29 protein-coding genes are annotated in these 25,925 nt (G+C 65.5%); 14 read left to right on the top strand and 15 right to left on the bottom strand.

Annotated elements, in window-relative coordinates; all coding sequences use genetic code 11:
* Positions 1–10: 10 nt before the first annotated feature.
* Positions 11–1,228, bottom strand: a complete 1,218-nt coding sequence (locus tag RBH22_RS01855) for a proteasome-activating nucleotidase (RefSeq protein ID WP_256288015.1) — start codon at positions 1,226–1,228, stop codon at positions 11–13.
* Positions 1,229–1,505: 277 nt separating this feature from the next.
* On the opposite strand from RBH22_RS01855, the gene RBH22_RS01860 reads away from it, so the two are divergent.
* The 5 genes from RBH22_RS01860 (at position 1,506) to nth (ending at position 7,347) form a co-directional block, all read left to right on the top strand.
* The gene (locus RBH22_RS01860; RefSeq protein WP_256288016.1) at positions 1,506–1,769 is read left to right on the top strand and encodes a helix-turn-helix domain-containing protein; all 264 of its coding nucleotides are present in this window, start codon (positions 1,506–1,508) and stop codon (positions 1,767–1,769) included.
* Between the two features lie 125 nt (positions 1,770–1,894).
* Positions 1,895–2,383, top strand: coding sequence for a hypothetical protein (locus RBH22_RS01865; RefSeq protein WP_306676371.1), 489 nt, complete (start codon positions 1,895–1,897; stop codon positions 2,381–2,383).
* Positions 2,380–3,837 carry a DNA double-strand break repair protein Mre11 gene (mre11, locus tag RBH22_RS01870; RefSeq protein ID WP_306676372.1) on the top strand — a complete coding sequence of 486 codons (1,458 nt, stop codon included), beginning with the start codon at positions 2,380–2,382 and terminating at the stop codon, positions 3,835–3,837. Before RBH22_RS01865 ends, mre11 begins: the two co-directional genes overlap by 4 nt.
* Positions 3,838–6,537, top strand: coding sequence for a DNA double-strand break repair ATPase Rad50 (gene rad50 / locus RBH22_RS01875; RefSeq protein ID WP_306676373.1), 2,700 nt, complete (start codon positions 3,838–3,840; stop codon positions 6,535–6,537).
* 123 nt (positions 6,538–6,660) lie between these two features.
* Positions 6,661–7,347: an endonuclease III gene (nth, locus tag RBH22_RS01880; RefSeq protein ID WP_306676374.1), complete on the top strand. Its 687-nt coding sequence runs from the start codon at positions 6,661–6,663 to the stop codon at positions 7,345–7,347.
* A gap of 15 nt (positions 7,348–7,362) precedes the next feature.
* Here the strand turns inward: nth and RBH22_RS01885 are convergent, their stop codons facing one another.
* Positions 7,363–7,845, bottom strand: coding sequence for a hypothetical protein (locus tag RBH22_RS01885; RefSeq protein WP_306676376.1), 483 nt, complete (start codon positions 7,843–7,845; stop codon positions 7,363–7,365).
* Positions 7,846–7,980: 135 nt separating this feature from the next.
* Here RBH22_RS01885 and RBH22_RS01890 point away from each other — a divergent pair, with 135 nt between their 5' ends.
* The 8 genes from RBH22_RS01890 to RBH22_RS01925 all read left to right on the top strand — a co-directional run bounded on the left by RBH22_RS01890 (position 7,981) and on the right by RBH22_RS01925 (position 13,089).
* Positions 7,981–8,943: a hypothetical protein gene (locus RBH22_RS01890; RefSeq protein ID WP_306676377.1), complete on the top strand. Its 963-nt coding sequence runs from the start codon at positions 7,981–7,983 to the stop codon at positions 8,941–8,943.
* Positions 8,944–9,046: 103 nt separating this feature from the next.
* The gene (locus RBH22_RS01895) at positions 9,047–9,712 is read left to right on the top strand and encodes a plastocyanin/azurin family copper-binding protein (RefSeq protein ID WP_306676378.1); all 666 of its coding nucleotides are present in this window, start codon (positions 9,047–9,049) and stop codon (positions 9,710–9,712) included.
* Between the two features lie 2 nt (positions 9,713–9,714).
* Positions 9,715–10,101 carry a hypothetical protein gene (locus tag RBH22_RS01900; protein WP_121568060.1) on the top strand — a complete coding sequence of 129 codons (387 nt, stop codon included), beginning with the start codon at positions 9,715–9,717 and terminating at the stop codon, positions 10,099–10,101.
* 2 nt (positions 10,102–10,103) lie between these two features.
* Positions 10,104–10,910 (top strand): cytochrome bc complex cytochrome b subunit, encoded by an 807-nt coding sequence (locus RBH22_RS01905; protein WP_121568061.1) that lies wholly within the window; start codon positions 10,104–10,106, stop codon positions 10,908–10,910.
* Between the two features lie 4 nt (positions 10,911–10,914).
* Entirely contained in the window at positions 10,915–11,679 is a 765-nt protein-coding gene (locus RBH22_RS01910; protein ID WP_256288024.1) for a cytochrome bc complex cytochrome b subunit, read from the top strand.
* A 242-nt stretch (positions 11,680–11,921) separates the two neighbouring features.
* Positions 11,922–12,227, top strand: coding sequence for a hypothetical protein (locus RBH22_RS01915; RefSeq protein WP_233560562.1), 306 nt, complete (start codon positions 11,922–11,924; stop codon positions 12,225–12,227).
* Positions 12,220–12,495 (top strand): hypothetical protein, encoded by a 276-nt coding sequence (locus RBH22_RS01920; RefSeq protein ID WP_121568064.1) that lies wholly within the window; start codon positions 12,220–12,222, stop codon positions 12,493–12,495. The genes RBH22_RS01915 and RBH22_RS01920 overlap by 8 nt, the downstream gene beginning before the upstream one ends.
* A gap of 144 nt (positions 12,496–12,639) precedes the next feature.
* The gene (locus RBH22_RS01925) at positions 12,640–13,089 is read left to right on the top strand and encodes a hypothetical protein (RefSeq protein ID WP_256544655.1); all 450 of its coding nucleotides are present in this window, start codon (positions 12,640–12,642) and stop codon (positions 13,087–13,089) included.
* A 104-nt stretch (positions 13,090–13,193) separates the two neighbouring features.
* Here the strand turns inward: RBH22_RS01925 and RBH22_RS01930 are convergent, their stop codons facing one another.
* The 10 genes from RBH22_RS01930 to RBH22_RS01975 form a co-directional block, all read right to left on the bottom strand.
* Positions 13,194–13,937 carry an NAD(+)/NADH kinase gene (locus RBH22_RS01930; protein ID WP_306676379.1) on the bottom strand — a complete coding sequence of 248 codons (744 nt, stop codon included), beginning with the start codon at positions 13,935–13,937 and terminating at the stop codon, positions 13,194–13,196.
* Positions 13,938–14,100: 163 nt separating this feature from the next.
* Positions 14,101–15,024 (bottom strand): alpha/beta hydrolase, encoded by a 924-nt coding sequence (locus RBH22_RS01935; protein ID WP_306676380.1) that lies wholly within the window; start codon positions 15,022–15,024, stop codon positions 14,101–14,103.
* A 73-nt stretch (positions 15,025–15,097) separates the two neighbouring features.
* The gene (gene meaB / locus RBH22_RS01940) at positions 15,098–16,333 is read right to left on the bottom strand and encodes a methylmalonyl Co-A mutase-associated GTPase MeaB (protein ID WP_306676381.1); all 1,236 of its coding nucleotides are present in this window, start codon (positions 16,331–16,333) and stop codon (positions 15,098–15,100) included.
* Positions 16,333–16,764 carry a cobalamin B12-binding domain-containing protein gene (locus tag RBH22_RS01945; RefSeq protein WP_121568069.1) on the bottom strand — a complete coding sequence of 144 codons (432 nt, stop codon included), beginning with the start codon at positions 16,762–16,764 and terminating at the stop codon, positions 16,333–16,335. The genes meaB and RBH22_RS01945 overlap by 1 nt, the downstream gene beginning before the upstream one ends.
* 171 nt (positions 16,765–16,935) lie before the next feature.
* Positions 16,936–18,366 carry a GAF domain-containing protein gene (locus tag RBH22_RS01950; RefSeq protein WP_306676382.1) on the bottom strand — a complete coding sequence of 477 codons (1,431 nt, stop codon included), beginning with the start codon at positions 18,364–18,366 and terminating at the stop codon, positions 16,936–16,938.
* A 257-nt stretch (positions 18,367–18,623) separates the two neighbouring features.
* Positions 18,624–20,429 carry a S9 family peptidase gene (locus RBH22_RS01955; protein WP_306676383.1) on the bottom strand — a complete coding sequence of 602 codons (1,806 nt, stop codon included), beginning with the start codon at positions 20,427–20,429 and terminating at the stop codon, positions 18,624–18,626.
* 63 nt (positions 20,430–20,492) lie between these two features.
* The gene (locus RBH22_RS01960; RefSeq protein ID WP_306676384.1) at positions 20,493–21,263 is read right to left on the bottom strand and encodes a hypothetical protein; all 771 of its coding nucleotides are present in this window, start codon (positions 21,261–21,263) and stop codon (positions 20,493–20,495) included.
* Between the two features lie 18 nt (positions 21,264–21,281).
* The gene (locus RBH22_RS01965) at positions 21,282–21,539 is read right to left on the bottom strand and encodes an MTH865 family protein (protein WP_121568072.1); all 258 of its coding nucleotides are present in this window, start codon (positions 21,537–21,539) and stop codon (positions 21,282–21,284) included.
* 125 nt (positions 21,540–21,664) lie between these two features.
* The gene (locus tag RBH22_RS01970; protein ID WP_306676386.1) at positions 21,665–21,820 is read right to left on the bottom strand and encodes a hypothetical protein; all 156 of its coding nucleotides are present in this window, start codon (positions 21,818–21,820) and stop codon (positions 21,665–21,667) included.
* 56 nt (positions 21,821–21,876) lie between these two features.
* The gene (locus tag RBH22_RS01975; RefSeq protein ID WP_306676387.1) at positions 21,877–22,221 is read right to left on the bottom strand and encodes a hypothetical protein; all 345 of its coding nucleotides are present in this window, start codon (positions 22,219–22,221) and stop codon (positions 21,877–21,879) included.
* 64 nt (positions 22,222–22,285) lie between these two features.
* On the opposite strand from RBH22_RS01975, the gene RBH22_RS01980 reads away from it, so the two are divergent.
* Positions 22,286–22,840, top strand: a complete 555-nt coding sequence (locus RBH22_RS01980; RefSeq protein WP_306676388.1) for a plastocyanin/azurin family copper-binding protein — start codon at positions 22,286–22,288, stop codon at positions 22,838–22,840.
* 142 nt (positions 22,841–22,982) lie between these two features.
* On the opposite strand, the gene RBH22_RS01985 is transcribed toward RBH22_RS01980, so the two are convergent.
* From RBH22_RS01985 to RBH22_RS01995, 3 genes are all read right to left on the bottom strand, one after another.
* Complete coding sequence (locus RBH22_RS01985) at positions 22,983–24,041, bottom strand: glycosyltransferase family 4 protein (RefSeq protein WP_306676389.1); 1,059 nt, start codon at positions 24,039–24,041, stop codon at positions 22,983–22,985.
* Between the two features lie 100 nt (positions 24,042–24,141).
* Positions 24,142–24,762, bottom strand: coding sequence for a DUF420 domain-containing protein (locus RBH22_RS01990; protein ID WP_256544665.1), 621 nt, complete (start codon positions 24,760–24,762; stop codon positions 24,142–24,144).
* Positions 24,763–24,854: 92 nt separating this feature from the next.
* Positions 24,855–25,901: an NAD(P)-dependent glycerol-1-phosphate dehydrogenase gene (locus RBH22_RS01995; protein WP_121568077.1), complete on the bottom strand. Its 1,047-nt coding sequence runs from the start codon at positions 25,899–25,901 to the stop codon at positions 24,855–24,857.
* Between the last annotated feature and the right edge of the window lie 24 nt (positions 25,902–25,925).

The raw sequence follows: 25,925 nt of genomic DNA on the forward strand, positions 1-25,925 counted from the left end.
CGCCGCCGAATCAGGCGAACGCGCGGCTCGCGTCGCCGTCGGCGCTCGCGTCGGCCTGGATCTTCTCCCAGGCTTCGACGAAGTCGGCCATCGTGATCTCCGTCCGGTCGTCGCGGATGGCGAACATCCCGGCCTCCGTGCAGATCGCTTTGATGTCGGCACCCGAGGCCTCGCCGGTCAGTTCGGCCAGCCGGTCGAAGTCGACGTCGTCGGCGACGTTCATATCGCGCGTGTGGATCTGGAAGATGATCGCGCGACCCTCCTGGCCGGGCTTGGGGACTTCGATGAGGCGGTCGAAGCGGCCGGGGCGGAGGATCGCCTCGTCGAGCATATCGAAGCGGTTCGTCGCCGCGATGATGCGGATGTCACCGCGCTCGTCGAAGCCGTCCATCTCAGAGAGCAGTTGCATCATCGTCCGCTGGACCTCGGCGTCGCCGGAGGTCTTCGAGTCCGTCCGCTTGGAGGCGATCGCGTCGATCTCGTCGATGAAGAGGACCGCCGGCTCGTTCTCGCGGGCCACCTCGAAGAGGTCGCGAACGAGCTTTGCGCCCTCGCCGATGAACTTGTGGACGAGTTCGGAGCCGGCCATCTTGATGAACGTCGCGTCCGTCTGGTTGGCGACGGCCTTCGCGAGCATCGTCTTGCCGGTGCCCGGCGGACCGTAGAGCAGGACGCCCGAGGGCGGCTGGATGCCGACCTTCTCGAACATCTCGGGCGATTCCAGCGGCATCTCGACGGTCTCGCGCACCTCCTGCATCTGCTCTTCGAGGCCACCGATGTCCTGGTAGGTGACGTCCGGGCTGTGATCGACCTGCATCACCCGGGCGCGGACGTCGGTCTCGTTATCGAGACGCTTGACGACCGAAAGCGAGTTGTTGACGGCGACGCGCGCGTCGGGTTCGAGGTCCTCGCGCATCTCGTCTGTCACCTCGGTGAGCGCCTCCTGGTTGTTGCCGTGCTGTTTGATCACGACGCCGTCGTCGGTGATCTCTTGGACGGTGGCGACGAAAAGCGGCGACTGCTTGAGCTTCTTGTTCTCGTGCGTGAGCCGCTCGAGCTTCTGCTGGTACTTGTTGTTCTCGGCGTTCGCGTCCAGCAGCTTGTCCCGCATCTCCTCGTTTTGGGACTCGAGAATATCGAGGCGCTCTCTGAGCGCCTGGATCTTCTCCTGCTGCGACGCCGCCTCCTCGTCGTAGGGGAGCTCGACGTCGTCCACAGTGTCAGTCATCACCCTCCGTAGGATGTGGCTTCATAAGAGACTTCGGGTGAGCGAAGCCGTACCATAGTCGGATCCGCCGCGCTGTGGGAGCGCTGTCTCTCCGGCGGCCTCCGAACGTACCCGAACGAGCAAGGAGACCCGTTATTCGTTCATTCGCCGGTAACGGTGGCAATGATGCGTCGAATCGGGGCAGAACGAGCTGTGTCCCTCGGACAGAATAATTAACAAGATGCATATTTTGATACAGTAAATATTATCAGTCTACATTCCCCAGTGAGAGATACGAATGAGCACCACCGAGGCACTCGCCCCCGAAGAGGAGTCGACCGACCGCTGGGACCCGGTCCGCGAGATGCCGCCGAGTGCGAAACTCGTCGCCAAGGTCCTCGATTACAACGACACGCTGACCCAGAGCCAACTCGCCGAGGAGACGCTTCTCCCGCCGCGGACCGTTCGCTACGCGCTCTCGCGACTCGAAGACGCCGGCGTCGTCGACTCGCGCTTCTCGTTCACCGACGCCCGCAAGCGGCTGTACACGCTGAACCTCTGATAGGGATTCTCGTAACTGTTCGGAGATTCCCGCCGTACCGTCCGGCGAGAAATCTATGCGGACTTACGATCATCCCTACGAAGAGTCTCCGGAAGTTCAAGTAGCAACGCGGCGCCATCGACGCCGTGTCAGAACCGTCGCCCGAGTCCGTCCGACGTTCGCTCCGTGCGCTCACAGAGGGGTCCGCGCCCGCCCGACTGACGCCCACTGCGCCCGACCCTGGTTGTGACGCCGAAGGTCCCGAAGCCGGACTTGTCGGTGCGGAAGCCGTGGTCGCCGACACCGAAGACGCCGAGGACGTAATCTCCGACGCAGAAAGTGCGGTATCGTGTGCGTGCGCGGGCGCGAGATTCGTCGCTGCCGGTCGGCTGTCGGCGCTCGACGCCGCGGTCCGGACGGCGACGCGGTGTGGCACAGCCGAATTAGCACGCCGCGGACGAACCGCGAGCGCGACGCTCCGGCGGTTCGAGACCGCCCTGAGAGGCCACGATGACAGTCCTCGATCCGCCGGCGTCGCCTCCGACGCCGACTGTCCGCTGTCGTCCGACAGCGACCACTTTCACTCCGCTCGCGGAACCGTTTTAGGACGCAGCGGTCAAGACCCGGGCAGATGACACGGGTGATCCACACCGGCGACACCCACCTCGGGTACCAGCAGTACCACTCCTCGGCGCGGCGCAAGGACTTCCTCGACGCGTTCGAGCAGGTGATCGACGACGCCGTCGAGATGGGCGTCGACGCCGTCGTCCACGCCGGCGATCTGTTCCACGACCGCCGCCCGGAACTCCGGGACCTCCTCGGAACGATTCGCATTCTCAGGCGACTCGACGACGCCGAGATTCCGTTTCTCGCGGTCGTCGGGAATCACGAGTCCACGCGCGGCGGCCAGTGGCTCGACCTCTTCGAGAACCTGGGCCTGGCGGAGCGACTCGGAGCGGCCCCGCGAGTCGTCGAGGACACCGCCTTCTACGGTCTCGACCACGTGCCCGAGTCGCGACGGGAGGAACTCGATTACGACTTCGAGCCACACGACGCCGCCTCCGCCGCGCTCGTGAGCCACGGGCTGTTCACGCCCTTTGCCCACGCCAACTGGGACACCGAGATGGTCCTCGATCGCTCGAACGTCGACTTCGACGTGGTCCTCCTCGGCGACAACCACGCGCCGGGGACCGAGACCGTCGACGACACGTGGGTCACCTACTGCGGATCGACCGAGCGCGCGAGCGCCGCCGAGGAGGACGCGCGCGGGTACAACCTCGTGACGTTCGACGACGCGGTCGACATCCGGCGACGCACGCTCGACACCCGCTCGTTCGTCTTCGTCAGCGTGGAGTTGGCCGCGGGCGAGGGACCGGGGCGCGTTCGCGAGCAACTCCGTCAGCGCGAGGTCGCAGACGCGGTCGTCGTCGTGGAGGTGACCGGCGATGGCGAGCCCGTGACGCCCGCGGCGATCGAGGAGTCTCTCACGGAGCGCGGCGCGCTCATCGCGCGCGTCACGGACCGCCGCGAGCACGAGACCGACGCGGAGATCGACGTCTCCTTCGCCGACCCCGACGCCGCCGTCGACGAGCGCGTTCGCGACCTAGGACTCTCGACGGCCGCGCTCGACGTCGACGAGACGATCCGAGCGAGTAAGACGCCGGACTCGAACGTCCGCGACGCGGTGAAATCTCGCGTCACCGACCTCCTGGAGGACGGAGCGGACGCCGCGTTCGCTGCCGCTCCGCGAGGGGACGACGAATCTGGTGTAGAGAGCTCCGGAAGTGACGGAGCTGGGACGACCGAGTCCGGTGCAGACGGCGGTTCCGAGACGGATGACGCCGATGTTACCGGTCCAACAGACGGCGCTGCCGACGTCACCGACGCGACGGACGGTGTTTCCGACGTCGCCGCCGCGGACGCCGCCGGATCCGCGACTGGCGACGCCGCCGACGAGGCCGCTCCGCCCCCACTCGACGATTCTAGCGACGAAACCTCTAGCGACGAGACCGACGAGGAGGCGACAGACGACGACTCGGAGGAGACTGCGACGCCGAGTGACACTCAAGTAACGATGGAGGATTTCTAGATGCGCTTCGAACGGATCAGACTCCAGGACTTCAAGCCCTACGCCGACGCCGACCTCGACCTCCGCGACGGCGTGACGGTGATTCACGGCCTGAACGGCAGCGGCAAGTCCTCGCTGCTCGAGGCGTGTTTCTTCGCGCTCTACGGCGCGCGCGCCCTCGACGAGACGCTCGACGACATCGTGACCACGGGCGAGGACGAGGCCGAGGTCACACTCCAGTTCGTCCACGAGGGAGACACCTACCGGATCGAACGTCGCCTGCGCCGCTCCGGCGAGCGGATGCAGACGGCGACGTGTACGCTCGAAGGCCCCGACGTCGCCGTCGACGGGGCCACCGACGTCCGGGCGTTCGTCACCGACCTCCTCCGGATGGACGCCGAGGCGTTCGTCAACTGCGCGTACGTCCGCCAGGGCGAGGTGAACAAACTCATCAACGCGACGCCGAGTCAGCGACAGGACACTATCGACGACCTGCTGCAACTCGGCAAACTGGAGGAGTACCGCGAGCGCGCCGGCCAGGCACGCCTCGGCGTCGAAGACGTCCTCTCGGAGAAGCGCGGCGCGCTCTCGAAACTCGACTCCCAGATCGAGGCCAAAGAGGACGCGGGACTGCACGAACGCTTGAACAGCCTCGAAACCGAACTCTCGGACGTCGATTCGGAGATCGAACGCTTCGAGGAGAACAAATCGCGCGCCGAAGACACCTACGAGGAGGCGACAGAGGTGCTCTCGGCGTACGAGGAGACGAAGCAGAAACTCGACAGCCTCGACGCTGACATCGAGGAACTGCGCGGGACGATTCAGGACGGCGAGGCGACGCGCGAGGAGTTGCGGGACGAGATCGTCGACGCGCGCGAGCGGATCGACGCGCTCGAAGACGACCTCGATGCGGCACTCACAGAGACGGACCTCGACGCGGCTAGTTCCGGGCACGTCGATGCGGACGCCATCGACGCGCGCCGCGAGACGCTCGACGACGAGGAAGCGGACGTCCGCGAGGAACTGCAGGCAGCGCGCCAGCGCCAGACGATGCTGTCGAACCAGGCCGAGAAGTTGCGAGAGCGCGCCGACGAACTCGAAACGCGCGCAGGGGAAGTGCGCGAGCGTGCTACAGACGCGGAATCGACCGCCGAGGAGGCCGCAGAACGCGCGGAGGAGCGCGCTGCGGAACTCTCGACAGTCGACGACGAGATCGAGTCACTCCAGGCCCGTTTCGTGGAGGCACCGATCGATGTGGGCGAGGCGGCGGCCCACCGCGAATCGCTGCAGGAGGACCAGCAAGCAGTCCGCGACGATCTCGCAGACGCCCGAGCGGAACTGGACTCCGTCCGCGATCGCCTCGAGGAGGCGAAGGAACTCCAGGCGGCGGGGAAGTGTCCGGAGTGCGGTCAGCCCGTCGAGGGGTCGCCCCACGTCGACGCCATCGGAGAGTACGAAGCGCAGATCCAGACGCTCGAAGCTGACGTCGAAACGCTGCAGGAGCGACGCAAAGCCCTCGACGAGAAACTCGATACGGCCGAGTCGCTCGCGGACGCCGAAACGCGATTGGGGAATCTGCGCGAGAAGCGCTCGTTGATCGAAGACAGCATCGCGGACGCCGAAACGGCGGCCGAGGACCGCCGAGCGGAGGCGGGGTCGCTCCGCGAGGAGGCCGCCGAACTCGAATCGCAGGCGGCCGAAAAACGCGAAGCGGCCGAGGGCCAGGCCGACGCAGCAGCCGACGCCGCCGAGCGCGTCTCGGCGCTGGAGGGCGACCTCGATGCGATCGAGGCGGCGCGCGAGCGACTCGACCGGGTCGAAGAGTTGCGCGCACAGATCGACGAGATCGAAGGCCAGATCGACCGCCGCCGCGAGAAGCGGGAGTCGATCGCGGACCGAAACGACGAGCGACGGTCGTATCTCCAGGAGAAGCGGGACCGGCGCGAGGAACTCGCCGACGCGGTCGACGAGTCACGAATCGAGGAGGCACGGACGAACAAGGCCGACGCCGAGGAGTACCTGTCCGACGTCGAGGTGAAACTGACGGAACTGCGCGAGCGCCGCGACGAACTGCAGAACAGCATCGGGAGCGTGAAAGGCGAACTGTCGCAACTCGAATCGCTCCGGGAGGACCGCGAACTGATCGCCGCGCGGGTCGACGATCTGGAGTCGCTCCACGAGGAGATCTCGACGCTCGAATCGACCTACAGCGACCTCCGCGCGGAACTTCGGCGGCGGAACGTCGAGACGCTCGAACGGATGCTCAACGAGACGTTCGATCTCGTCTACGGCAACGACGCCTACTCGCGCATCCGGCTCGACGACGAGTACGAACTGACGGTCTTCCAGAAGGACGGCACCGCGCTCGAACCCGAACAGCTCTCCGGGGGCGAGCGCGCGCTGTTCAACCTCTCGCTGCGGTGTGCGATCTACCGGCTGCTCGCGGAGGGTATCGAGGGGTCGGCCCCGATGCCGCCGCTCATCCTCGACGAGCCGACGGTGTTTCTCGACTCCGGGCACGTCTCCCGGCTGGTCGATCTCGTCGAGGAGATGCGGAACCTCGGCGTGAAGCAGATCTTGATCGTGAGCCACGACGACGAACTCGTCGCGGCCGCCGACGATCTGGTGACCGTCGAGAAAGACCCGACGAGCAACCGCTCGTCGGTCGACCGCGTCGAGGACGCGTCGCTTGCGGCGGTCACGTCGAGCGCGGACGACTGATCGGTGCTTCGGCTTCGGCGTTCGACTGCACCGCCGGCGCTCGACTGCACTGCTCGGAGTCATCTCCGCGCGAGCGTCGTGGGAAGCCGAATCACTCAACACCCGCGGCGACGACGCTCGCGTATGGGCACGCCGCTTTCCGACCGCGAAGCACAGGCCTCGGAGGTTCTCGACCGTCTCTACGAGGAGTACCCCGACTCTACGATCTCGCTGAACTACTCGAATCGGCTGGAACTACTCGTCGCCGTCGTCCTCTCGGCGCAGTGCACCGACGAACGCGTCAACGACGTCACCGAGGAACTGTTCGAGACGTACCAGACGCCCGAGGACTACGCCGAGGCCGACGAGGAACAGCTCGCCGAGGACATCTACGGCATCACGTTCCACAACAACAAGGCGGGCTATCTGAAATCCATCGGCGAGGCGCTTCGCGACGAGCACGGCGGCGAGGTGCCCGACACGATGGCCGAACTCACAGAACTCTCCGGCGTCGGCCGCAAGACGGCGAATGTGGTCCTCCAGCACGGTCACGACGTCGTCGAAGGCATCGTCGTCGACACCCACGTCCAGCGTATTTCCCGACGGCTCGGAATCGCCGAGGAGGAGTCGCCGACGAAGATCGAACAGGAACTGATGGAACTGGTCTCCGAATCCGACTGGCAGCAGTTCACGCACCTGTTCATCAGCCACGGTCGCGCGGTCTGTACGGCGCGGAACCCCGACTGCGACGACTGTGTGCTCGAAGATATCTGTCCGTCCTCGAAACTCGACGGCGACATCGACCTCGCGTCGGGCGAATCCTGGGCCTAGGCGACGGGCAGCATTTCACCCGAGGATGTAGCGGCCGACGTACTGATACAGCCCCAAGAGCCACGCGAGAAACCAGAAGAGCACGTAGCCGAAGACGCCGACGCGGAGGCGCCCCCGCCACGCACTCATATCCGGGTGGAGCTCGTTCAGGTCGACGTCTTGGGTCGGGTCGTCATATAGGTCGGCGTCTCGCTTCACCTGGAGGATGCGAACGATTCCGGTCAACGCGAACGCCAAGAGCGCGTACGCCTGGAGGCCCAAAATCGCGTGGAGCACGGTCACGCCACCCAGCTGGTCCAGGAGTCGCGGCAACATCCACGTGACGACGGGGATCGTGTTGAGGACGAGCCCGGGGAAAATGAACTTCAGGTGATAGACGAGTACGTCCCAGCTCACGATCTTGGCGTCGATCATGATCCACGCACCGTAGAGGTAGAACGGGAGACTCGAGGTGACCATCAGCGCGGCGGCTGTCGCGATGGTCGAATCGGATACCATCGGTCCGAGTATGGACTCCCCGTGGGTAAAGTGTCCGACTCGTCGTCGGCGCACGCCGAGCGATGGTAGTGTCTCGGACTGCCCTGTCTGCGAGAACCGTTACCCTAAGGAGTCTGCCGCTCCTACAGACAGGAAATGACGGAGTCTTCTGAGGAGTCGTACGCGGCAGACAGCCGTTCGGGCTCGGCCGCCGCCGAAGACTCGTCGGCCGCGCCGGACCCTGCGACGGAAGCCGACGCGGCCGGCCAGTCGAGCGCCGAGTCCGACGACCTCGAGGCGCTCCGAAAAGAGGTCGAAGAGACCTACGACTTCGACAACTTCGGCCCCGCGGAGATGGCCGAGATGAGCCTCGAAGAGTGGGAAGCGGCGTTCGACCCCGACACGTGGATCGTCGGCGAGGAACTGCTCCACCGGGTCGAACAGGAACTGAAAGCCCGCGTCGCGATCCGTGAAATCTTCGCCATCGTCGAACGCGTCGAGGACCGCGTCGTCGCCTACTCCGACGAGGGTTACGCCATCGTCTACGCCGACGGGAGCGTCGAGGGCGAAGGCACCGTCCTCCGCGACGTCAAACCGACCGTCGCGCTCTGCTCGATGGAAGACTACGAGCTGATGGAGGCGCCCGAGGACGCGTCGCTCCCAGAGCCCACGGACGTCGTCGAAGGGAGCGGCGAGTTCGGAAACCTGATGCTACAGATCGTCGCGGGCGCGCAGATGCTAGTCGGGTTCGGACTCCTCGTCGCGTGGCTCACGCTGCCGTCGCTCTCGACGGTCGTCGCCCCCATCGCCGCCATCGGCTTTCTCGTGATCGGATTCTTCCTCTTTCTGGTGGTGGCGAACGCCCGGCTCTCGGATCGCTTCCGAACGGAGGAGTTCCGCAATCGACTCCGCGCGCTCGACGCCGCCGGCGACGAGCGACTGGAGGAACTGTTGCACGACGAGGAGCCAGAGCGGGCGCGCAGTACCGACGAAGACGGAGCCGGGGCGGACGAAACCGGCGATAATGACGGGGAGAAAGCCCGGGATTTCGCCGGCTCGGCGGATTCAGGCGGCCGCGAAGACGGGGGTCCTACGGCCGATACTCGGGGAGATCAGTAGTCCGTAGACGCCGGTACAGCCGACGAGGCTCGCGAATCGTAGCGTCCGCTCTGAGGGGGGAGTCGGTGGGTTTAAGCGCATTCCATCCTCACCTTCGGCTTGTATGAAGAGGCGGGACTTTCTGCGAGCAGCGAGCGTCCCTGCTGCTGCCACGACGGCCTCTGCTACCGCCGGCCTCGGTGCCGCCCAGGAGACGACGGAGACGTCGGGCGGGACAGCGACCGGCACAGCAACCGGGACCAGTACTGGAACTGGGACGGCCACGGGGACTGCGAGCGGCTCAGGTGGAGGCGGCGGAAGCGGCGAGACCGTAACGGTAACTGTCGGCCCCGGCGGCTCGCTGGTGTTCGAGCCCGGGACGAGCGAACCGCTCCAGATCGCACCCGGGACGACCGTCGAGTTCGTCTGGGACTCCGACAACCACAACATCGTCGTCGAGAATCAGCCCGACGGCGCGAACTGGCAAGGACACCAACCCCTCGAAAACACTGGCTTCACCTACACGCACACGTTCGACACGCTCGGCACGTACGAGTACTACTGTGAACCGCACCGAACGGCCGGGATGGTCGCCACGATCGAAGTCGTCGAGAACCCCAACGCGGGCGGCGGCGGTGGCGGCGAGAAGGAACTGCACGAGCTCGGCGTCCCGATCCACGCGCACTGGGTCGGTGCCGCCACGATACTCGGGATCCTCGTGACGGTGATCTTCACGTTCTACATCCTGAAATACGGTGAATCGGCCCACACGGGCACCGGGAGGAACTGACGATGTCATCCAGTGGGAGCACCTACGGCGACATCCACCGGTACGAGCCGGCCCGTGAGAGCACCGCAGCGGCGATCGCCATCGTCCTGCTCACGATCATCGAGGTCGTGTTCGTGTTTCTGTTCACGTATGGCCTCATCTCCGGATGGGGGCTGACCGACACCGGGAATATGTATCTCGGCGCCGTGTTGGCCGTCATCTTCATCGACCTGGCGTTCATACTTGCGATGTATCGCAAGGAGTTCCTGCCGGACGTCGTGATCGTCAAGAAACGACGTCGCAAGTGGGAGGATCTCTACATCCGCGAGGAAGACGTCGATGGCACGCCATTCGCTGACGGCGCGTGGGATCACGTCAAACGCGCGGTTTACCCGTACTACAAGCGATAACAATGAGTCTCGAAAAGAAAGACGACTACGACCACAAAGGCTGGATGAAAGAGAAGGATCTGACTCCGATCGAGTCGACCTTCCTCACGACGCTCATCTGGCTTGACAAGCGGCTCCGCATCGTCGACTACCTGGAGCTCTTAGAGACCCTCTATTACCGGGTCAACCTCCAGATGCCGAAGAGTCACACCGAACAGTACAACCTCGACAACAAGTTCTGGTACTGGTACCCGCTGTACACGCTGGGGCTGTTCTCGACGTTAGCATACGTCGTCGCGGCCATCTCCGGCGCGCTCTTGGGGTTCTACTACAGCCCCTCCGCGGCCGCCGGGACCGAGGCCGCTGGGACCGTCGCCTACGAGAGTATCGCGTTCATTATGCGCGATCTCCAGTTCGGCTTTATGCTCCGCTCGATCCACCGGTGGGCGGCGCAGGTGATGGTCGCAGCGGTGTTCCTGCACATGCTCCGCGTGTACTTCACCGGAGCGTACAAGGAGCCCCGTGAGCTGAACTGGCTCATCGGCATCGTGCTGATCAGCCTGACGATGGTCTTCGGGTACACCGGCTACCTGCTCCCGTGGGACCAGCTCGCCTACTGGGCGGGACAGATCGGCGTCGAGATGGCGCTGTCGATCCCGCTCGTCGGCGAGTGGGCCGCACAGCTCCTCTTCGGCGGCTTCTCGTTGAGCCAAGCGACGCTACAGCGGATGTACATCCTCCACGTGTTCCTGCTCCCGTTCGTGGTGACGACGCTCATCGCCATCCACATCGGTATCGTCTGGGTGCAGGGCATCGCCGAACCCCACTAAACCAATGACCGACGAAGACACCAACACCGACGACGTTCGCACCGACGGCAGCGGCATCGTCGCGCCGGACGACGAGACGCCGACGTGGCGCGAGCGCAAAGAGCGCACGGAGGGCCTCTCGCGACTCACTTACGAGTACTTCGAGCGCGCCCGCCGCGAAGACCAAGACCTGCGACAGGAGTCCGACTACGTCGAGCGCGACGTGCTCGCGTTCCCGACGTGGCCCCACGAGATCATCCGGAACCTCGCGATCGCGAGCTTCTTCGTGGGAATGCTGCTGTTCCTGTCTGCGACGCTGCCGCCGCACATCGGCGCGCCGGCGAATCCGTCCAGTACGCCCGCGATCATCCTGCCGGACTGGTATCTCTACTGGTCGTTCGGCCTCCTCAAGCTCGGTCCCCTGAACCCCGAGCTCTCGATCTTGGGTGGACAGAAACTGATGGCCGACCGGACGTACGGCGTCCTCGCGAACCTGGTCGTCGTCGGCATCGTCGCCATCGTCCCCTTCCTCAACAAGGGGAGCGCGCGCCGCCCCGTCGAGCAGCCCTTCTGGGCCGCCGTCGGCGTCGGCGGCGTCATCTTCGCGTTCACCATCAGCGTCTACTCCGCGAAGAACCTGATTCCGATGAACGTCGACCTGCTGTTCGACCTGACGTTCCTCCTGCCGATCGTCGGCGGGTTCGTCACGTGGGCGGTGCTGAAGACGATGCGCGAGGGGTATATGTACGACCTCAACCGCCGCTACTACCGGCTTCGCCCCCCGAAATAGCGGGCTCTGCGCGCCGCCTATCGGCGCTCACCGTTCCGACTCTTGTTTCGTTTTTCTGGCGGCCCACTCGTCTCTGAGCGTCGCGACGACCGCACACGGAAAGGCACATTTCGCTTCCCGCCGTAGGCCCGGTAATGACTGATGGAGACGCGACCGGGGCGAGCGCGGCCGAGGGATCGGACGCGGCGTCGACCGGGAGCGGCAACCGTGAGGGCGGGCGCGGACGCGACGTCGTCGTCCCGATGCCGCTTTACAAGGTCGTGACTGTGTTCTCGACGCTCATCGCCGTCGTGAGCGTCGTGTTCGGATTTATGCTCCTCGACGCGGCGACGCTGAACGTGAGTTTTCTGGGGAACTTCGTCCGGAGCGTCCTCGCGTTCGTCGGGCTTCAGATCGCCGACGGCATCCTGAGCACGGTCTTCGCCGCCGTCGGCCTCGCGATCATCGCGTTTGGCGCGGGAGTGTACATCATCGGGACGCGGTTCCGCGCCCGCGGAATGGGAAAGTATCAAGAGGACTCCGGCGAAGATTCGAACAACAATGGCTGACGAGTTCATCAAGGGGCTGGGAATCTTCACCGGCGCAGGGCTCGCGTGGATGGTCCTCGCGGGATGGTACCGAACCTCGAGCTTCGAGAGCAGTCAGCAACTGGTGGAACCGGTGTCGCTCAGCGACTCCGCGACGATGTTCGACACCCTCGGCGTGCTGCTGATGGACGTGTTCTTCTGGTTCGCAATCATCGGCGCCCTCACCTTCTGGGTGGGCATTCCGGCCGTCCGACAGGCCCGCGAAGCGCTCGAAGAGCGCGTCCAGTAAACCAGTCGCGCTGCGATCCGGCGAGCGAGCGCCGACGTTTTCGGTCACGATCGTCTCGACGACAGACTACTATTCCACGATAGGTCACGCTATCCTCGCGTCGGATTGGAAAAACTCTAATGAGTCCTGTACCCAAGGTCGGGTATGCAACCGCTACAGTTCCTCGTCCCGATCGACGCGCTGGAGGGGGTCGCACCCATCCTCCCAGTCGTCCTCGTCGGCCTGGTGCTCCTGAATTTCCTCACCCGCGCGGTTCAGCACCGGAAGCACCACACGCAGGCTGACTCGGGCGACGGCGACGCGGAGATCAGCCGGTGGCTGCCGCACACCGCAACCACGCTGGCGCTGGTGCTGGTCTCGTTCCTCTTTATGATCGTCGAGCCACACGGTGGGATGGTGATGTCCGCGCTCGCACTCTCGGTGTTCGTCTCGGACTTCTTCGAGTACGAGGCCCGCCGGGTGGAGGCGCGCTCGAAGAGCAAGGAACTCGGACGTCCCACGACGGCCATCGGCTCTGCGGTGTTCGCGCTGCTGTACGCGAGCTATCAGGGCTTTTTCTACCTCATCGAACCGCTCTGGAACTCGATCATCTGAGTCGGGTCGTCCGTTTCGACGTCGCCGACGACCGCCCAGAAAAACCGCTCTCGTAGACGGCACTGACGTGCTTTTTTCGCTGTGCAGTTCGCTTCCCCGCCGTCCTACCCGTCACCGAGCGTTTGCGGACGAACGAGCGATATCTCCCGGCCGATGCTGACGTCGATCGGCGTGTCGGCCGGAACCGAACGCACGGATTCGTCGTCGAGAAGCAGCGAGACGGCCGCCTCGTCTCGTTCGACCGAGAGCGATACCGGTGGGCGAAGCACCCACGAGTCGGCGTGCATCGCGTACGGTGAGATCGGAACGGTGATCAGTCCCGTTTCGGGTGCGAGCAGGGATCCACCGGCGTCGCGGGCGTAGCCCGCGCTGCCGAGCGGCGTGGCGATCACGACGCCGTCGGAGCGGACCGTATCCAGCCAGCCGTCGGGCGATCCCACGGCGTACTCGGAGATGCGGGCCGGTTCCGAGGTTAGAAGCGTCACGTCGGTGATGGCCGTCCCCGCCGCCTCGCCGTCGACCGCAACGTCCAGAATCGGATGTGATACAGTCTCGTATGTCCCGCGCAGGAAGGCCTCCGCGGCGACGTCGGCGTTTCCGACCGGCACGTCGTACCGATCCGCGCCGACGCCGATCGGGAAGACGGGACACTCAAGCGGACAGTCGGCGAGCGCGAGAAGGGCTGTCTCGCCGACGGCGAACACCGAATCCGCGTCGTCGCCGATCCGGCAGTCTCCTGCGGTCGGGTCCGCGCGCTCGGTTAGAATCCCCTCGGTGCCGGCGAGTGCCTCGACGACCGCGTCACCGGTCGAGCCGGGTTCGCTCACGACGACGGCCGTCTCGCTCACGGACCCGCCCCCGTCCGGTCTGGTTTCGTCGACTCCGGCTCGACTCCAAGCATACGCGCCGGTAAACCGCTGGGGAAAAAAGACCCAGCGGTTCGCTGCGGCGAGCGACGTCGCGGCGCTCCGGAGCGGGGGTCGGGCGTCGCGTCGCCGCTCGGTGAAAGCATCACTCGCCGATCGCGTCGCGAATGGCGTTGAGGGACTCCTCGGGGAACTCGACGTGCGGGAGGAGTTTCGCGTCGTCGACGACGACGAGTCGCGTGTCGGTCGCTGTCGCCAACTCCCGGCCGCGCTTCAGCGGAGTGATGTCCGCCTCGCGCCCCCACAGGAGCGTCACGGGGGCGTCGACGCCCGCGAGCGTCTCTTCGAGATCGAACTCGGCGTTGAGAAAGCCACTGACGAACGACGCGGGCGCGTAGCGGGCGTTCGGCTGGTGGGCCGTCCGCCACTCGTAGTCCATCCACGCATCGCTCACGCGATCCATATCGTAGTAGCCGTGATCCGCGTTGAAATACCGGATCGAGGGCTTCGACGTGAGAAGATTGAACAGCGCCTCACCGACGACCGGCGCGCGGAGGAGTTCCCGCGCGGGGAGGTTGCGGTCGGGGCCGCCGCGTTCGGTGGGGCAGATGAGGACGACCGAGGCGAGATCTAGATCGTCTGCGACAGCCGTGAGATACGCCCCCGTCAACGAGGAGGCGACGACCGCCGGGTTCTCGAAGGCGGCGACGAAGTCGCGGACGAACTCCTCGTATAACGTCGCGGAGTATCGAAGCGGCGGGCGCTCTGAGGTTCCGAACCCGGGCAGATCGGGGGCGATCACGTGGTAGTCCGCTGCGAGTTCGTCGAATATCTCGCGGAACTCGCCGTTCGAACCGGCGGCGTTGACGCCGTGCAGTAAGACGAGGTCCGGATCGTCCGTGTCGCCCGCCTCCGCGTACCGGACGTCGATTCCGTTCCACTCGAAGGTGCGGTGGTCACCGCCGAGTGCTGGCTCCAGCGGCGGGGCGCGCTGTCTCAGTGCGGCGTTTGCGAGGGCGACGGCTCCCGTCCCGGCGACGAGTGCGCTGGCGACCGATCTGAGCTTCATACCACAACGCACGACCGCGAGGGTAATCAGGCTGCTGGGGCAGCTCCCCGGTCCGCTTTGCTCGCTGTGCTGTTCACTCCGACGTTCTCGGTTCGTCGCGCTCGCGTCTCGCTTCGACGCAGTCGCGAAGCGGCCCGACGATCGACGCCGCGACGGCGTAGGGATCTGTCTCGCGTTCGTAGACGCGCTTTGCGAGCGCGTCGACGCCGCCGTGACGGCGGAGTTCCTCGTCGAGAAGTTCGTTCGCGTCGCTCCGCATCAGCCGACGGATCTCGTCCGCGTACCGGGCGCGGGCTTTCGTCTCTCGTTTGCCGGAGTCACAGAGATGGTCGGCGTGCGCGTCGAACGCGTCGATGAGTTCGTCGATGCCGTCGCCCGTCGTCGCGACGGTCTCGACGACCCGCGGTTCCCACACGCCGTCGGTGGCGTCGTCGGACGCGTCATTTGTGGCGTCGGCGGCCGTGTCTGCCCGTTCGTCCGTGGCTGTGTCCGCGTGTCCGTCTGCGGCCCCCGCGTCCGCGTCGGCTCCAGCGGATCCGGCGACTCCGTGGTGTCCGACCTCAGACGGTGGCCGTCGTTCGGTCGCGTCGCCCGCGGCGTCTCGCCGGTGAATCATCTCTTTTAGCTCCGCGACAGTCCGCTCGACGCCGTCCATATCCGCCTTGTTGACCACGAAGACGTCGCCGATTTCGAGAATCCCGGCCTTCAGCATCTGGACGTCGTCGCCGCTGCCCGGTTGCACGAGCACGGCGACGGTGTCGGCCGTTCGGACGATGTCGACCTCACTCTGTCCGGCGCCGACGGTTTCGACGACGACGACGTCCTTCCCGAAGGCGTCGAGCGCCTTCACCGCGTCCGTCGTCGCGGTCGCGAGGCCGCCAAGCCGCCCGCGAGCGCTCATCGAGCGGAAGAACACGTCCATATCGCCGACAGTCGACGCCATCCGGATGCGGTCCCCGAGGACCGAGCCCCCGGAGTACGGCGAGGAGGGGTCGACGGCGACGACGCCGACGGTGTCGCCGCGTCTCCGATAGGCCTCCGCCAGTTTATCCACGAGCGTCGACTTCCCCGCGCCCGGGCTCCCGGTAATCCCGACGATGGCGGCCTCGCCGGTGTGTGGGTGCAACCGAGCGACGAGGTCACGGTGGCCCGGGGCCTGGTTCTCGATCCGGGTAATGACGCGCGCTAGCGCGCGGTGTTCGCCCGCGAGGAGCGACTCGACGAGGCGCTCGTTGCGTGCGGCCGTCTCCGGGTCGACGTCCTCAGGTCGGGTGGCCGTGTCGCGTCGGTCGGCGTCCGGTCCCTCCATCAGTCGCGTTGGGGAGCGTGCTCCCGGACGAAGTCGATCGTCTCTTGCATCGGTGTCCCCGGGCCGAAAATCGCCGCGACGCCCATCTCTCGAAGGCCCTCGCGGTCTTCTTCGGGGATGATTCCTCCGACGATCAAGAGCGTGTCCGCGAAGGCGTTGTACTCTTCGAGGCCCTCGATCACTTTCGGGACGAGCGTGTTGTGTGCACCAGAGAGTATCGAGATCCCGAGGACGTCGACGTCCTCCTGGACGGCCGCTTGGACGATCTCCTCGGGAGCACGATGGAGCCCCGAGTAGACGACCTCGAAGCCGGCGTCTCTGAACGCACGGGCGATGACGTGTGCGCCCCGATCGTGGCCGTCGAGTCCCACCTTCGCGATGAGACACCGGATCGGCTGCTGTGTTTGTCCTCGCTCCGCGTCGGCGCTCATACTCGACCCTTCGAAGGCCGACCGTTTGGTTCTACCGCCGGTCGAACATCAACTGACGCCGTCGAGTCGCACCCCCGTCTGCTGACAGTGGTTATCGGAAGTCCGCTCCGAGTCTCGCCGAACGGCCTGGCGTGATCGCTGCACCGTTACGATACCCACTATGAGCCGTCACTATGGACCCAACATCGGTATCTCGCCGTCGGCACCGACGTAGATCCCGTAGGAACACTCGTTTACCCCCGGCGGAGACACGGGAATGACGCTGAGTGAAAACGTCTGGGGTGCCCCGTCCTCGACCGATCGCTCGACGGTGTCCGTGGTGACGTCTCCGGTCCTGAGAGCCGTCTGATACTGCTCGAACTCCGTATCGCTCTGGACGGCATTCAAGAGCGACTTGCCCGTTTCTGGTTCGCCGAACTGGCTGGCGTACGCGCAGTTCACTTCTTCGATTTGGACGACGCCGTCGTGACACTTGACGTAGACCGCCGGCACCGGGAGGTCGCCGAAGAATGCGTGGAGTCGATCCCGTTCCGTCCGAAGCGTCACTTCGCGCTCGATCCGTTCAAGCGCCTCCCGCGTGTAGCCCGCGAGGATCTCGACGAACTCTTTGTCTCTCTCGTCGAACGCCCCACACTCTTTCGACGCCATCTGGATGACACCCTGTGTCCCGATCGGCACGCTCAGTACGGCGTGCAACCCGTCGTGTTCCGGAATGGCGTCGGGGTCAGTCTGCATATCGTCGACGATTTCGGATTCGCCCGCGGCCAGCGTTCGCCCCGCGATGCCGTCCTCGATATTGCTCGGACTCGCTTCGGGTTCTGGAAGTACCGAGGCGCGCGGGACCAGCCGGTCTCCCTCGGTGAGAAAGACGATCGAGTGATCGAACGCCAGCGCCTCGACCGCGGCTTCGATCGTTCGGTCGAGGACCGCCTCGATGGTCTCACACGCGGTGATGTCTTCGGCGTAGAGGCTCAGCGCCGTCAGTCGTGCGTTCGACTCGCGAAGTTCGCTTTTGGACCGGTCCGACCAGACCTCGCCGCGCACGCGTTCGATTAGCTCCCCGTGATTTTCGTCAGTAAGAGCGCCGTCGACGACGCTGACGACTGGTGGATCGTAGACGACTGTGGGAATCGATTTGTCCGCGGCGAGTTCCCGAATTAGCGGTGGGTCCGCCCCGAGAATGACCACACAGTCGAGTGTCGGTCCGAGTTCCTCGACGTACTCGACAGCGGTCGCTGAACACCGTGACACGACGTCCGCTGGAAGCCGCCGATCCAGCTCTGCGATTACTTCCTCAGGGTTACAGTCGCAGTCGGCGTCGTAACCGTCCTCTTCGCCACCGTCCGCATTGGAGGATCCCGTCGAGTCAGGGCGACCCGTGGACGGTCCGGTGGCGTCCGTTCTGCCACCAGAGCCAACCGGGTTAGCGCCCGTTTCCGACTTCGTATTTCCCCCTCCTCGATAGAACGTATCTTCGTCGTCCGACCTGTCAGCACCGGGGCGACGATCGGTGTCTGATCCGCCGTCCGCCTCTCGGTCGTCCTCACTGACGGCGGAAGAAACGACGACGAGAACGCGCCCCCCAGCATGTTCTCTCGTCATACTGCGGGACTCGCCCGTCAGCCCATTAAGACGTTCGGTCTGTTGACTATTTTCTCGGATCAATCGACCGGGTCTAAGACACACAAAGGTGACTTCGACTCATCTAACACGATTTTGAATCGGATGCAGAATCCGATCAGTATTCGTATTCAAGCGTGTACACTGGTCGCTGAGTTTCTCATCGGGATTATCGTAACGGTGCAGCGATCACGCCAGACCGTTCGGCGAGCATCGATTCGGACTTTCGATACTCACGATCAGTGTACGTGCTCGTTCAGGAATTCGACGATTGCGCCGTACGCGTCGATCCGGTTCTCCAGTTTCGTGATCCCGTGGCCCTCGTCCTCGAAGACGAGTTCGCGGACCGGGACGTGGTCGCTGGCCGCCTCGACGAGTTGGTGGGCCTCCGAGACGGGCACTCGCGGGTCGTTCTCGCCGTGCAGCACGAACAGTGGCGCGCGGATGTCCTCGATGGTGTTGAGCGGCGAGATGGATTCGAGGAACTCCCGGTCGTCCTCGAGAGATCCGTACTCGGCTTCGCGGAGTTTGCGCCGCCACTCACCGGTGTTTTCGAGGAACGTGACGAAGTTCGCGATGCCGACGATGTCGACGCCGGCGGCCCACAGGTCGGGATACTCCGTCATCGCGGCGAGGATCATAAATCCGCCGTAGGACCCGCCCATCGCGACGATTCGATCGGGATCGACTGCGGGGTGATCGTGGAGCCACTCCACGGCGGCTTCGACGTCGGCCACCGAGTCCATCCGGTTTTCGACGTCGTCGAGGTGACCGTAGGCCTTCCCGTAGCCCGCCGACCCGCGGACGTTCGGCTCGAAGACCGCATAGCCGTTCGCGAGGAAGTACTGCGTGACCGCGCTGAAGGAGGGTCGGCGCTGGGACTCGGGGCCGCCGTGGATGTCGACGATCACCGGTGTCTCGCCCGCGCCGGTGTCGGTCTCCGGCAGCGTGAAGAACGCCGGGATCTCCCGGCCGTCGAACGTCGGGTAGTGGACCAGTTCGGGTTCGACGAAGGAGTCTCGCGGGATGCCGGCAGTCGCCGCGCGCGTCCAGCGTTCGGTCGCTCCGGTCTCGGCGTCGACGACGTAGACGTTCGCGGGGTCGCTGCGCCGCGTGACGGTGATCGCGAACCGCTCGCCGGTCGAATCGAACGCGACGCCGCCCGCGACGCCCTGCGGGAGATCCGGCGTCGTCGGGTCGGCAATCGTCGTCGGCCCCGCGAGCTCGCCGACTGTCAGTTCGGTGTAGCCGTCGACGTTCGTCGAGTAGACGATGCGCCCCGACTCGTCGTCGATCGCGACCCCGTCGATCTCCCAGTCGGCGTCGGCGGCGACGAGCGAGAAGGCGCCGCTGTCGACGTCGACACACCACAGATCGAGCGTGTCGCTGTCGCGGTCGGAGACGAGATAGACGCGTTCGCCGTCGGGTCCCCACTCGGCGCTCTGGAACCGGACGGTCCCGTCGTGAGGGGTCAGGTGGATCAACTCGCCGGTTTCGACGTCGAGCACGGAGACGTCCTGATCGAAGTTCGAGTACGCCTCCGAGACGATGAGCCGTGCGTCGTCCGGGGACCATCCGCCGACCGTCAGCCAGCCGTCGCCCTCGGCGACGAGTTCGGCCTCGTCTCCGTCGGCGTCGCGGTCCTGCACGTAGACGTCGAACACCGACTCGTCGCGTCGGTTCGAGGCGAACGCGAACCGCTCGCCGTCGTGGCTCCACCCGCCCCAGCGGTGCTTCGCGTCGGGGTGGGCCGTCAGGTTCGTGATCTCGCCCGTGGGGAGATCGTACCGGAACAACTGCTGGCGCTCGTTGCCGCCCTCGTCCATTCCGAAGACGAACTCCTCGCGCTCGGGCGAGAACGACGCGAACGTCACCCGTTCGTCGAAGAAGGTCCGCTGCTCGGGCCAGCCGCCGGGCGCTGCGACTGTCCACACCTGCGGGACGCCGGTCGTGTCCATCAGGAACGCGACGTGCTCGTCGTCGGGGGCGACCGACGCGCCGTAGGCGCTCCGAACGTTGAGATAGCGCTCGATGTCGTGGGGCATACGTTTCGATTCCGCTGCAGAAGACGAAAGCGTTCGGGTGGTGCCCCCCGTGCCCCGAGCGGGCTACCGATCCACGTCTGCGAAGTCGTCGAGACTGGTCCGCTCGTCTGCGATCCAGCCCCGCGCCTTCGCGTAGGCAGTCGGGTTGTTCGGGACGCCCTCGGTGTTCAAAAGCGTCTCCGGGAACAGCTCGTAGGCGATACCGACGAGCTGGTACTCCAGTTCGGCGAGATACGGGTACGTGTCCGGATACGGGCCTTCGCTGCGGTCCCACGCGCGGACCCAGAAGTAGACTGGGCGACGGAGGCGATGCGTCCCCGCCTCGAAGAGCCGCCGTGCCCACGTCCGATACTTCTCCGTCGGAGCGTCGTGGTTCGCGGCGTCGACGTCCTCACAGGCGTCGAGAACGGCCGCGCTCAGATCACCGATGTGGTACGCGTTCCCGTAGCCCCAGCGCGCGAACTTCCCGCCCGTCTCGGAGACGTTCCGGAGGTTCGCGCTCAGTCCGTCGTCGGAGCGGCGGTACATCCCTGTCTTCCCGATGTAGTACGGGATCACCTGCGACTCCTCGAGAGTGTACATCAGGTACACGAGACCGTCGTACTCGCCGCGGCGGGTCTCGTGGTCTTCTACGACGGTTTCGACGGCCTGCTTAAGCTGGGCGTTCATCGCCTCACTCCGCCGGAGCACGGGGCGACGCTGTCGTCGGCCGTACTCGGTTAGCTCGACCGCCAGGCCCGCGTCGTCGGTCGTCGCAAAGAGCGGTGTGGGGTCGTCGCTGTCGACGTAGCGGTCGAGCCACGACTCCCAGAGCGTCCGTTTGGTCTCGCGCACGAACCGACCGGCCGCTGCTTAGATCATCCCTTCGGCTTTCAGCCCCTCGATGACGTCGTCGACGAGCGACTCGGCGTCGTCGTAGGGGAAGTCCTGGTGCGAGCCGAGCTTCGCTGCCATCTCCATCGCGGTGAGCGTGACGTCGCCGGCCTCGAACTTCGTTCCCGGTCCATCCGGGAGCGCGGGGACGAGGTCCATCTGGCTGGTGATCGGATAGTCGGCGCCACTGAACGCGTCCATAAACTGCTTTCGGAGTTCCGCCTCAACGTCTGCCATAGCCGAGACGTGCCACACAATCCGCAAAAGCGTTCCGGAACCACCACAAATCGGTTGAGAGTTTACCCACGGCCCGTAGCTTCTTGTCCTCTGGTCGGAAACTGCCGGACAATGTCGACCGGTGACTACGGCGTCGAGATGACTGACAGCGAGATTGCGACGTTTCTCACCCGGCGCGACACGGCGTTCTCTCTTTCGGCGGCGACGTTCCCTACGGCCTCCCGATCTCCTTCGGCTACGACGTCATCGAGAACCGGTGTATCTTCCAGCCCGTCTTCCACGAGGAGAGCGAAAAGCAAGCCCGACTCGAGGAGTCGCCGACCGTCTCACTCGTCACCTACGAGTGGACAGATCCCAGCGACTGGCGCAGCGTCCTCATCACGGGAACGCTCCACGCGATCGACGGGGACACACCGGAAGCGATCGAGACGTCGGAGATCTTCGCCGAGTACGCGTCGGTCGCGGGGCTGAGCGTGTTCGAACAGGAGGCGCCCGCACTCGCCCCCGAGTGGTACGAACTCGAAATCGACGAGATGAACGGTCGACACTCGCCGCCGCTGGAGTGATCGGTCGCGTCGACGGCGTCGGTGCGGTCGAGATCCCGCGCCGGTTTCGGTTGGATCTCGCCAGCATCAGAGCCCCACCCGCCTCGATCGGGGGGACATCGGCCCCGTTTCGACACACCGGCCGCTCTCTCGACGAGACAAACCAAAGTATTCACTACAGCCGACTTCTAACGCCCGGGTATGACTGACGGCAACGCGGAGATGTCCCGTCGCGCCTTCCTCACGACCGCGGCCGGTACCGCCGCGGCCGCCGGTGCTGCCGGAACCGCCGCAGCACAGGAAGGCGGCGGTGGCGGCACGAAGACGGTTATGGTCGGCCCCGGCGGCTCGCTGGTGTTCGAGCCCGGAACGAACGAACCGCTCCAGATCACGCCCGGAACGACCGTCGAGTTCGTCTGGGACTCCGACAACCACAACATCGTCGTCGACAGCCAGCCCGAGGGCGCGAACTGGGAGGGCCACGAGCCGATCGAGAACACGGGATTCACCTACTCGCACACGTTCGAGACGCTCGGAACCTACGAGTACTACTGCGTGCCTCACCAGAGCGCGGGAATGGTCGGGACTATCGAAGTCGTCGAGTCTATCTCGACGCCTGCACCCTCGAACGTCCCGACGGTTCCGGACTCCGCGAAGACGCTCGGCGTCGCGACGACGTTCGCGATGGTCGCGACACTCGGTCTCGCCTTCTTCTTCCTGAAGTACGGCGGCGACTACGAGATCGAAGACGAGTAATCGTCTTCGGCGGCCACAGACCGTCGCAGCGCGCGATCGTTTCTCTGGCCTGATAGCTATTCGCTCGTCTCCAACCCGAACCGCCGCACTACCGCTCTCCGCGTGGCTCTCTACCTGCCCGCTCTCTCCGCTATCGCGCGCTTCAAAAGAACCCGTAGTCGTCGCGCTCGGTCTCGTAGAGCTGCTCGTAGGACTGCAATACGTCGGCGTGATCGAAGTCGGCGAACGCCTCGTTGATCGACGCCCGCTCGTGGCCCGCGGCGGCGACGACCTCGTCGGCCAGTTCCTGCGGGTTGGTCACGCGGACGCCGCGCTCGCAGTTTTCGACTAGTTCGTGGGCGCTCGATCGGGCCTGATACTCCACGATGCCGACACAGCCGGCGGCGAGCGCCCAGAGCAGTCCGCGCGGGAACGGCTCGACGGTCGCCGTCTGGGCGAACACGTGTGCACCCTTCAGAATCGGGACGAACTCGGCGGGCGGGAGGTCACCGAGGAACTCCACGCGGTCGTCGATCCGGAGTTCCGCGGCAGTCTGCTCTGCCGCGTCGCGTTCGGGCCCGTCGCCGATAATGGCCGCACGCCAGTCGCGGTCGCGGAGTTCCGCGAGCGCGAGGAGGAACGACTCGACGTTCGCGTGTTCGTCCAAGTGGCGGGCGTACACGAGGTCCGCTCGGTTGTCGACGTCTGACTCACGCACCAGGTCGACGTCGATGGATTCGGGGACGACCGTGACCGCGTCTTCGGGCGCGCCGTGTTCGCGAACGTCCGTCTTGACCATCCGCGACGGCGTCAGAACGCGGTTCGCGCTCGTCGCCGCCTTGCCGAGCATCCGGGCCGAGTCGTCTCCGCGGGCGGCCCACCAGTCGACGACGACCGGGACCCGGAGAACGCGCGCAGCGGTCTTCGCGGCGACGACCTGCGACGGGGGGCTGTTCGTCGCGTGGATCACGTCCGGATCGGCCCGCCGGAGCGCAAAGGGGAGTTTCGAGGCGAAGGTGCGTGCCGAAGGCGTCTCGCTGACGGCGACGTACTCGACGTCGTCCTGCTCGAAGGCGTCTAACTCGCCGTCCCACCACTGCGAACAGAGGAAGACGACGTCGTGACCGCGCGCCGCGAGGTGTTCGGCGACTCGTCGCGTTCGCCTCGTCGCGCCGTCGGACCGGCGCTGTTCGGGATACAACGAGACGAACGCGACGCGCATACCCGTGGATTTCGTCGGGGCGATAAAAATCCTCGACATTCGGCGGTCGGGGCCGGGACCCGACGAGTCGACGGCCCGACAGACGACGAGCCGAATCCAATCAGACGAAGATCAGAGCCGCAGCGGCGGCTTCGATGTACTCCCAACTGTAGACGTGGTTCAGCAACAGGTAGGTGACGACGCCGAGCGCGAGCGAGAGCAGCCACGCGCCCGCGGCGATCCGGCCGACGCGACGGTGCGGCGTCTCGGTCCGAAGTTCCGTCGGCGAGTGGGTCAGACCGAGCACGAGCGCGTACAGCACTACCGGCACCGAAATGATGGAGAGGATGATGTGGATCGCGAGCATCGCCAGGTAGGGGTAGTACGCGAACGCCGGCCCGACGAACTCCTTCGTGCCCCCGCCGCCGATTTTCGTGAGATACATCACGAGGAACACGAGGATCAGGACGAACGAGGTCACCATCGCAGTCGCGTGCTTTTTCACCTCGTCGCGGCGGATCCACCGCCAGCCGGCGGCGATCACGACGACGTTAATCGCGTTCACGAGAGCGATCGCGTCCGAGAGCCGGTTCACCGCACGCAGCGATAGTTCGGGGAAGACGCTCCCCGGAACGAGTCCGAGAAAGGTGCCGACGACGGCAGCGTATCCGACGACCGAGAGCACGGCAGTGACGGCCAACGGGTGCCGCTTCGCCGCGTTGTCGGCGCTCGAAGTTGCCATACCGTGGGGTGAGGACTCTGCCGTATTCCGTCTTCGGATCGAGGACCGATCGTGGACGCCGTGCGTGGGATGTGCGCGATGGTGGGAGACGCTCAGATGACGCCGGTGAATGTCGCGGCTTCGCGCGCGGCCGCCTCGCTGACGCCGTCGCCGAGGATCGTGTAGCGGTCGCGGATCGTGTGCGCAGTCGTCACCGCTTCCAAGAACGTCGCGTCGTCGATGCCGAGTTCGCCGGCGGTGGTCGGCGCGCCCACATCGTCGAGAGCGTCGCGGATGTCGGCCCACTCGCCGCGTTCGCCCGAGTGGAGGTACTCGGTGACGACGGCGGCGACGCCAACCTGGTGGCCGTGGAGCGCACGACCGGGGACGAGTCGGTCGAGTTGGTGTGAGATGAGGTGCTCTGCGCCCGAGGCGGGCCGGGAGGATCCAGCGATCGACATCGCCACGCCCGAGGAGACGAGCGCTTTCGCGACCAGCCACGCCGACTCCTCGAACCCGGGTTTGATCGCGTCGGAGGATTCGACGAGCATCTCCGCGGTCATCTGTGAGAGCGCGCCCGCGTACTCGCTGTACTCGACGTTCTTCAGCCGGTGCGCGAGCTTCCAGTCTTTCACCGCCGTGTAATTCGAGACGATATCCGCACAGCCAGCCGTCGTGAGTTCCCAGGGCGCTTCCGCGAGGATTTCCGTGTCGGCGACGACGGCGAGCGGCGGGTCGGCCGCGACCGAGTGCCGGGTGTCACCTTCCGGGATTGACGAGCGCCCGGAGACGATCCCGTCGTGGCTCGCCGCAGTCGGAACGGAGACGAATCCGCAGTCGAGCCGATCGGACGCCATCTTCGCGGTGTCGATCGGTTTGCCGCCGCCGAGGCCGACGAGATAGCCCGCGTCGGCCGCCTCGGCAGCGTCGATGACGTGCTCGACGGCCTCGAAGCTGGCCGTATCGACCGTGACGGTCGCTGGATCGTCGAACTGGGCGCGGACGCGGTCGCCGACCAGGCTGTCCGGCGTCGAACTCGTCACGACCAGCGGGCGGCCCGAGAGATAGAGCTCCGCCAGCGCGTCTGAGAGGTCGTCGAGGACGCCGTGACCGACGAGGACGTTTCGCGGAAGTTTGATCCACGTCGTCTTCTCGAACATACGTACCGTACCCGATGGGGCCGT

The sequence above is a fragment of the Halobellus sp. H-GB7 genome (genome assembly GCF_030848585.1).
Taxonomy (GTDB): Archaea; Halobacteriota; Halobacteria; order Halobacteriales; family Haloferacaceae; genus Haloquadratum; species Haloquadratum inordinatus.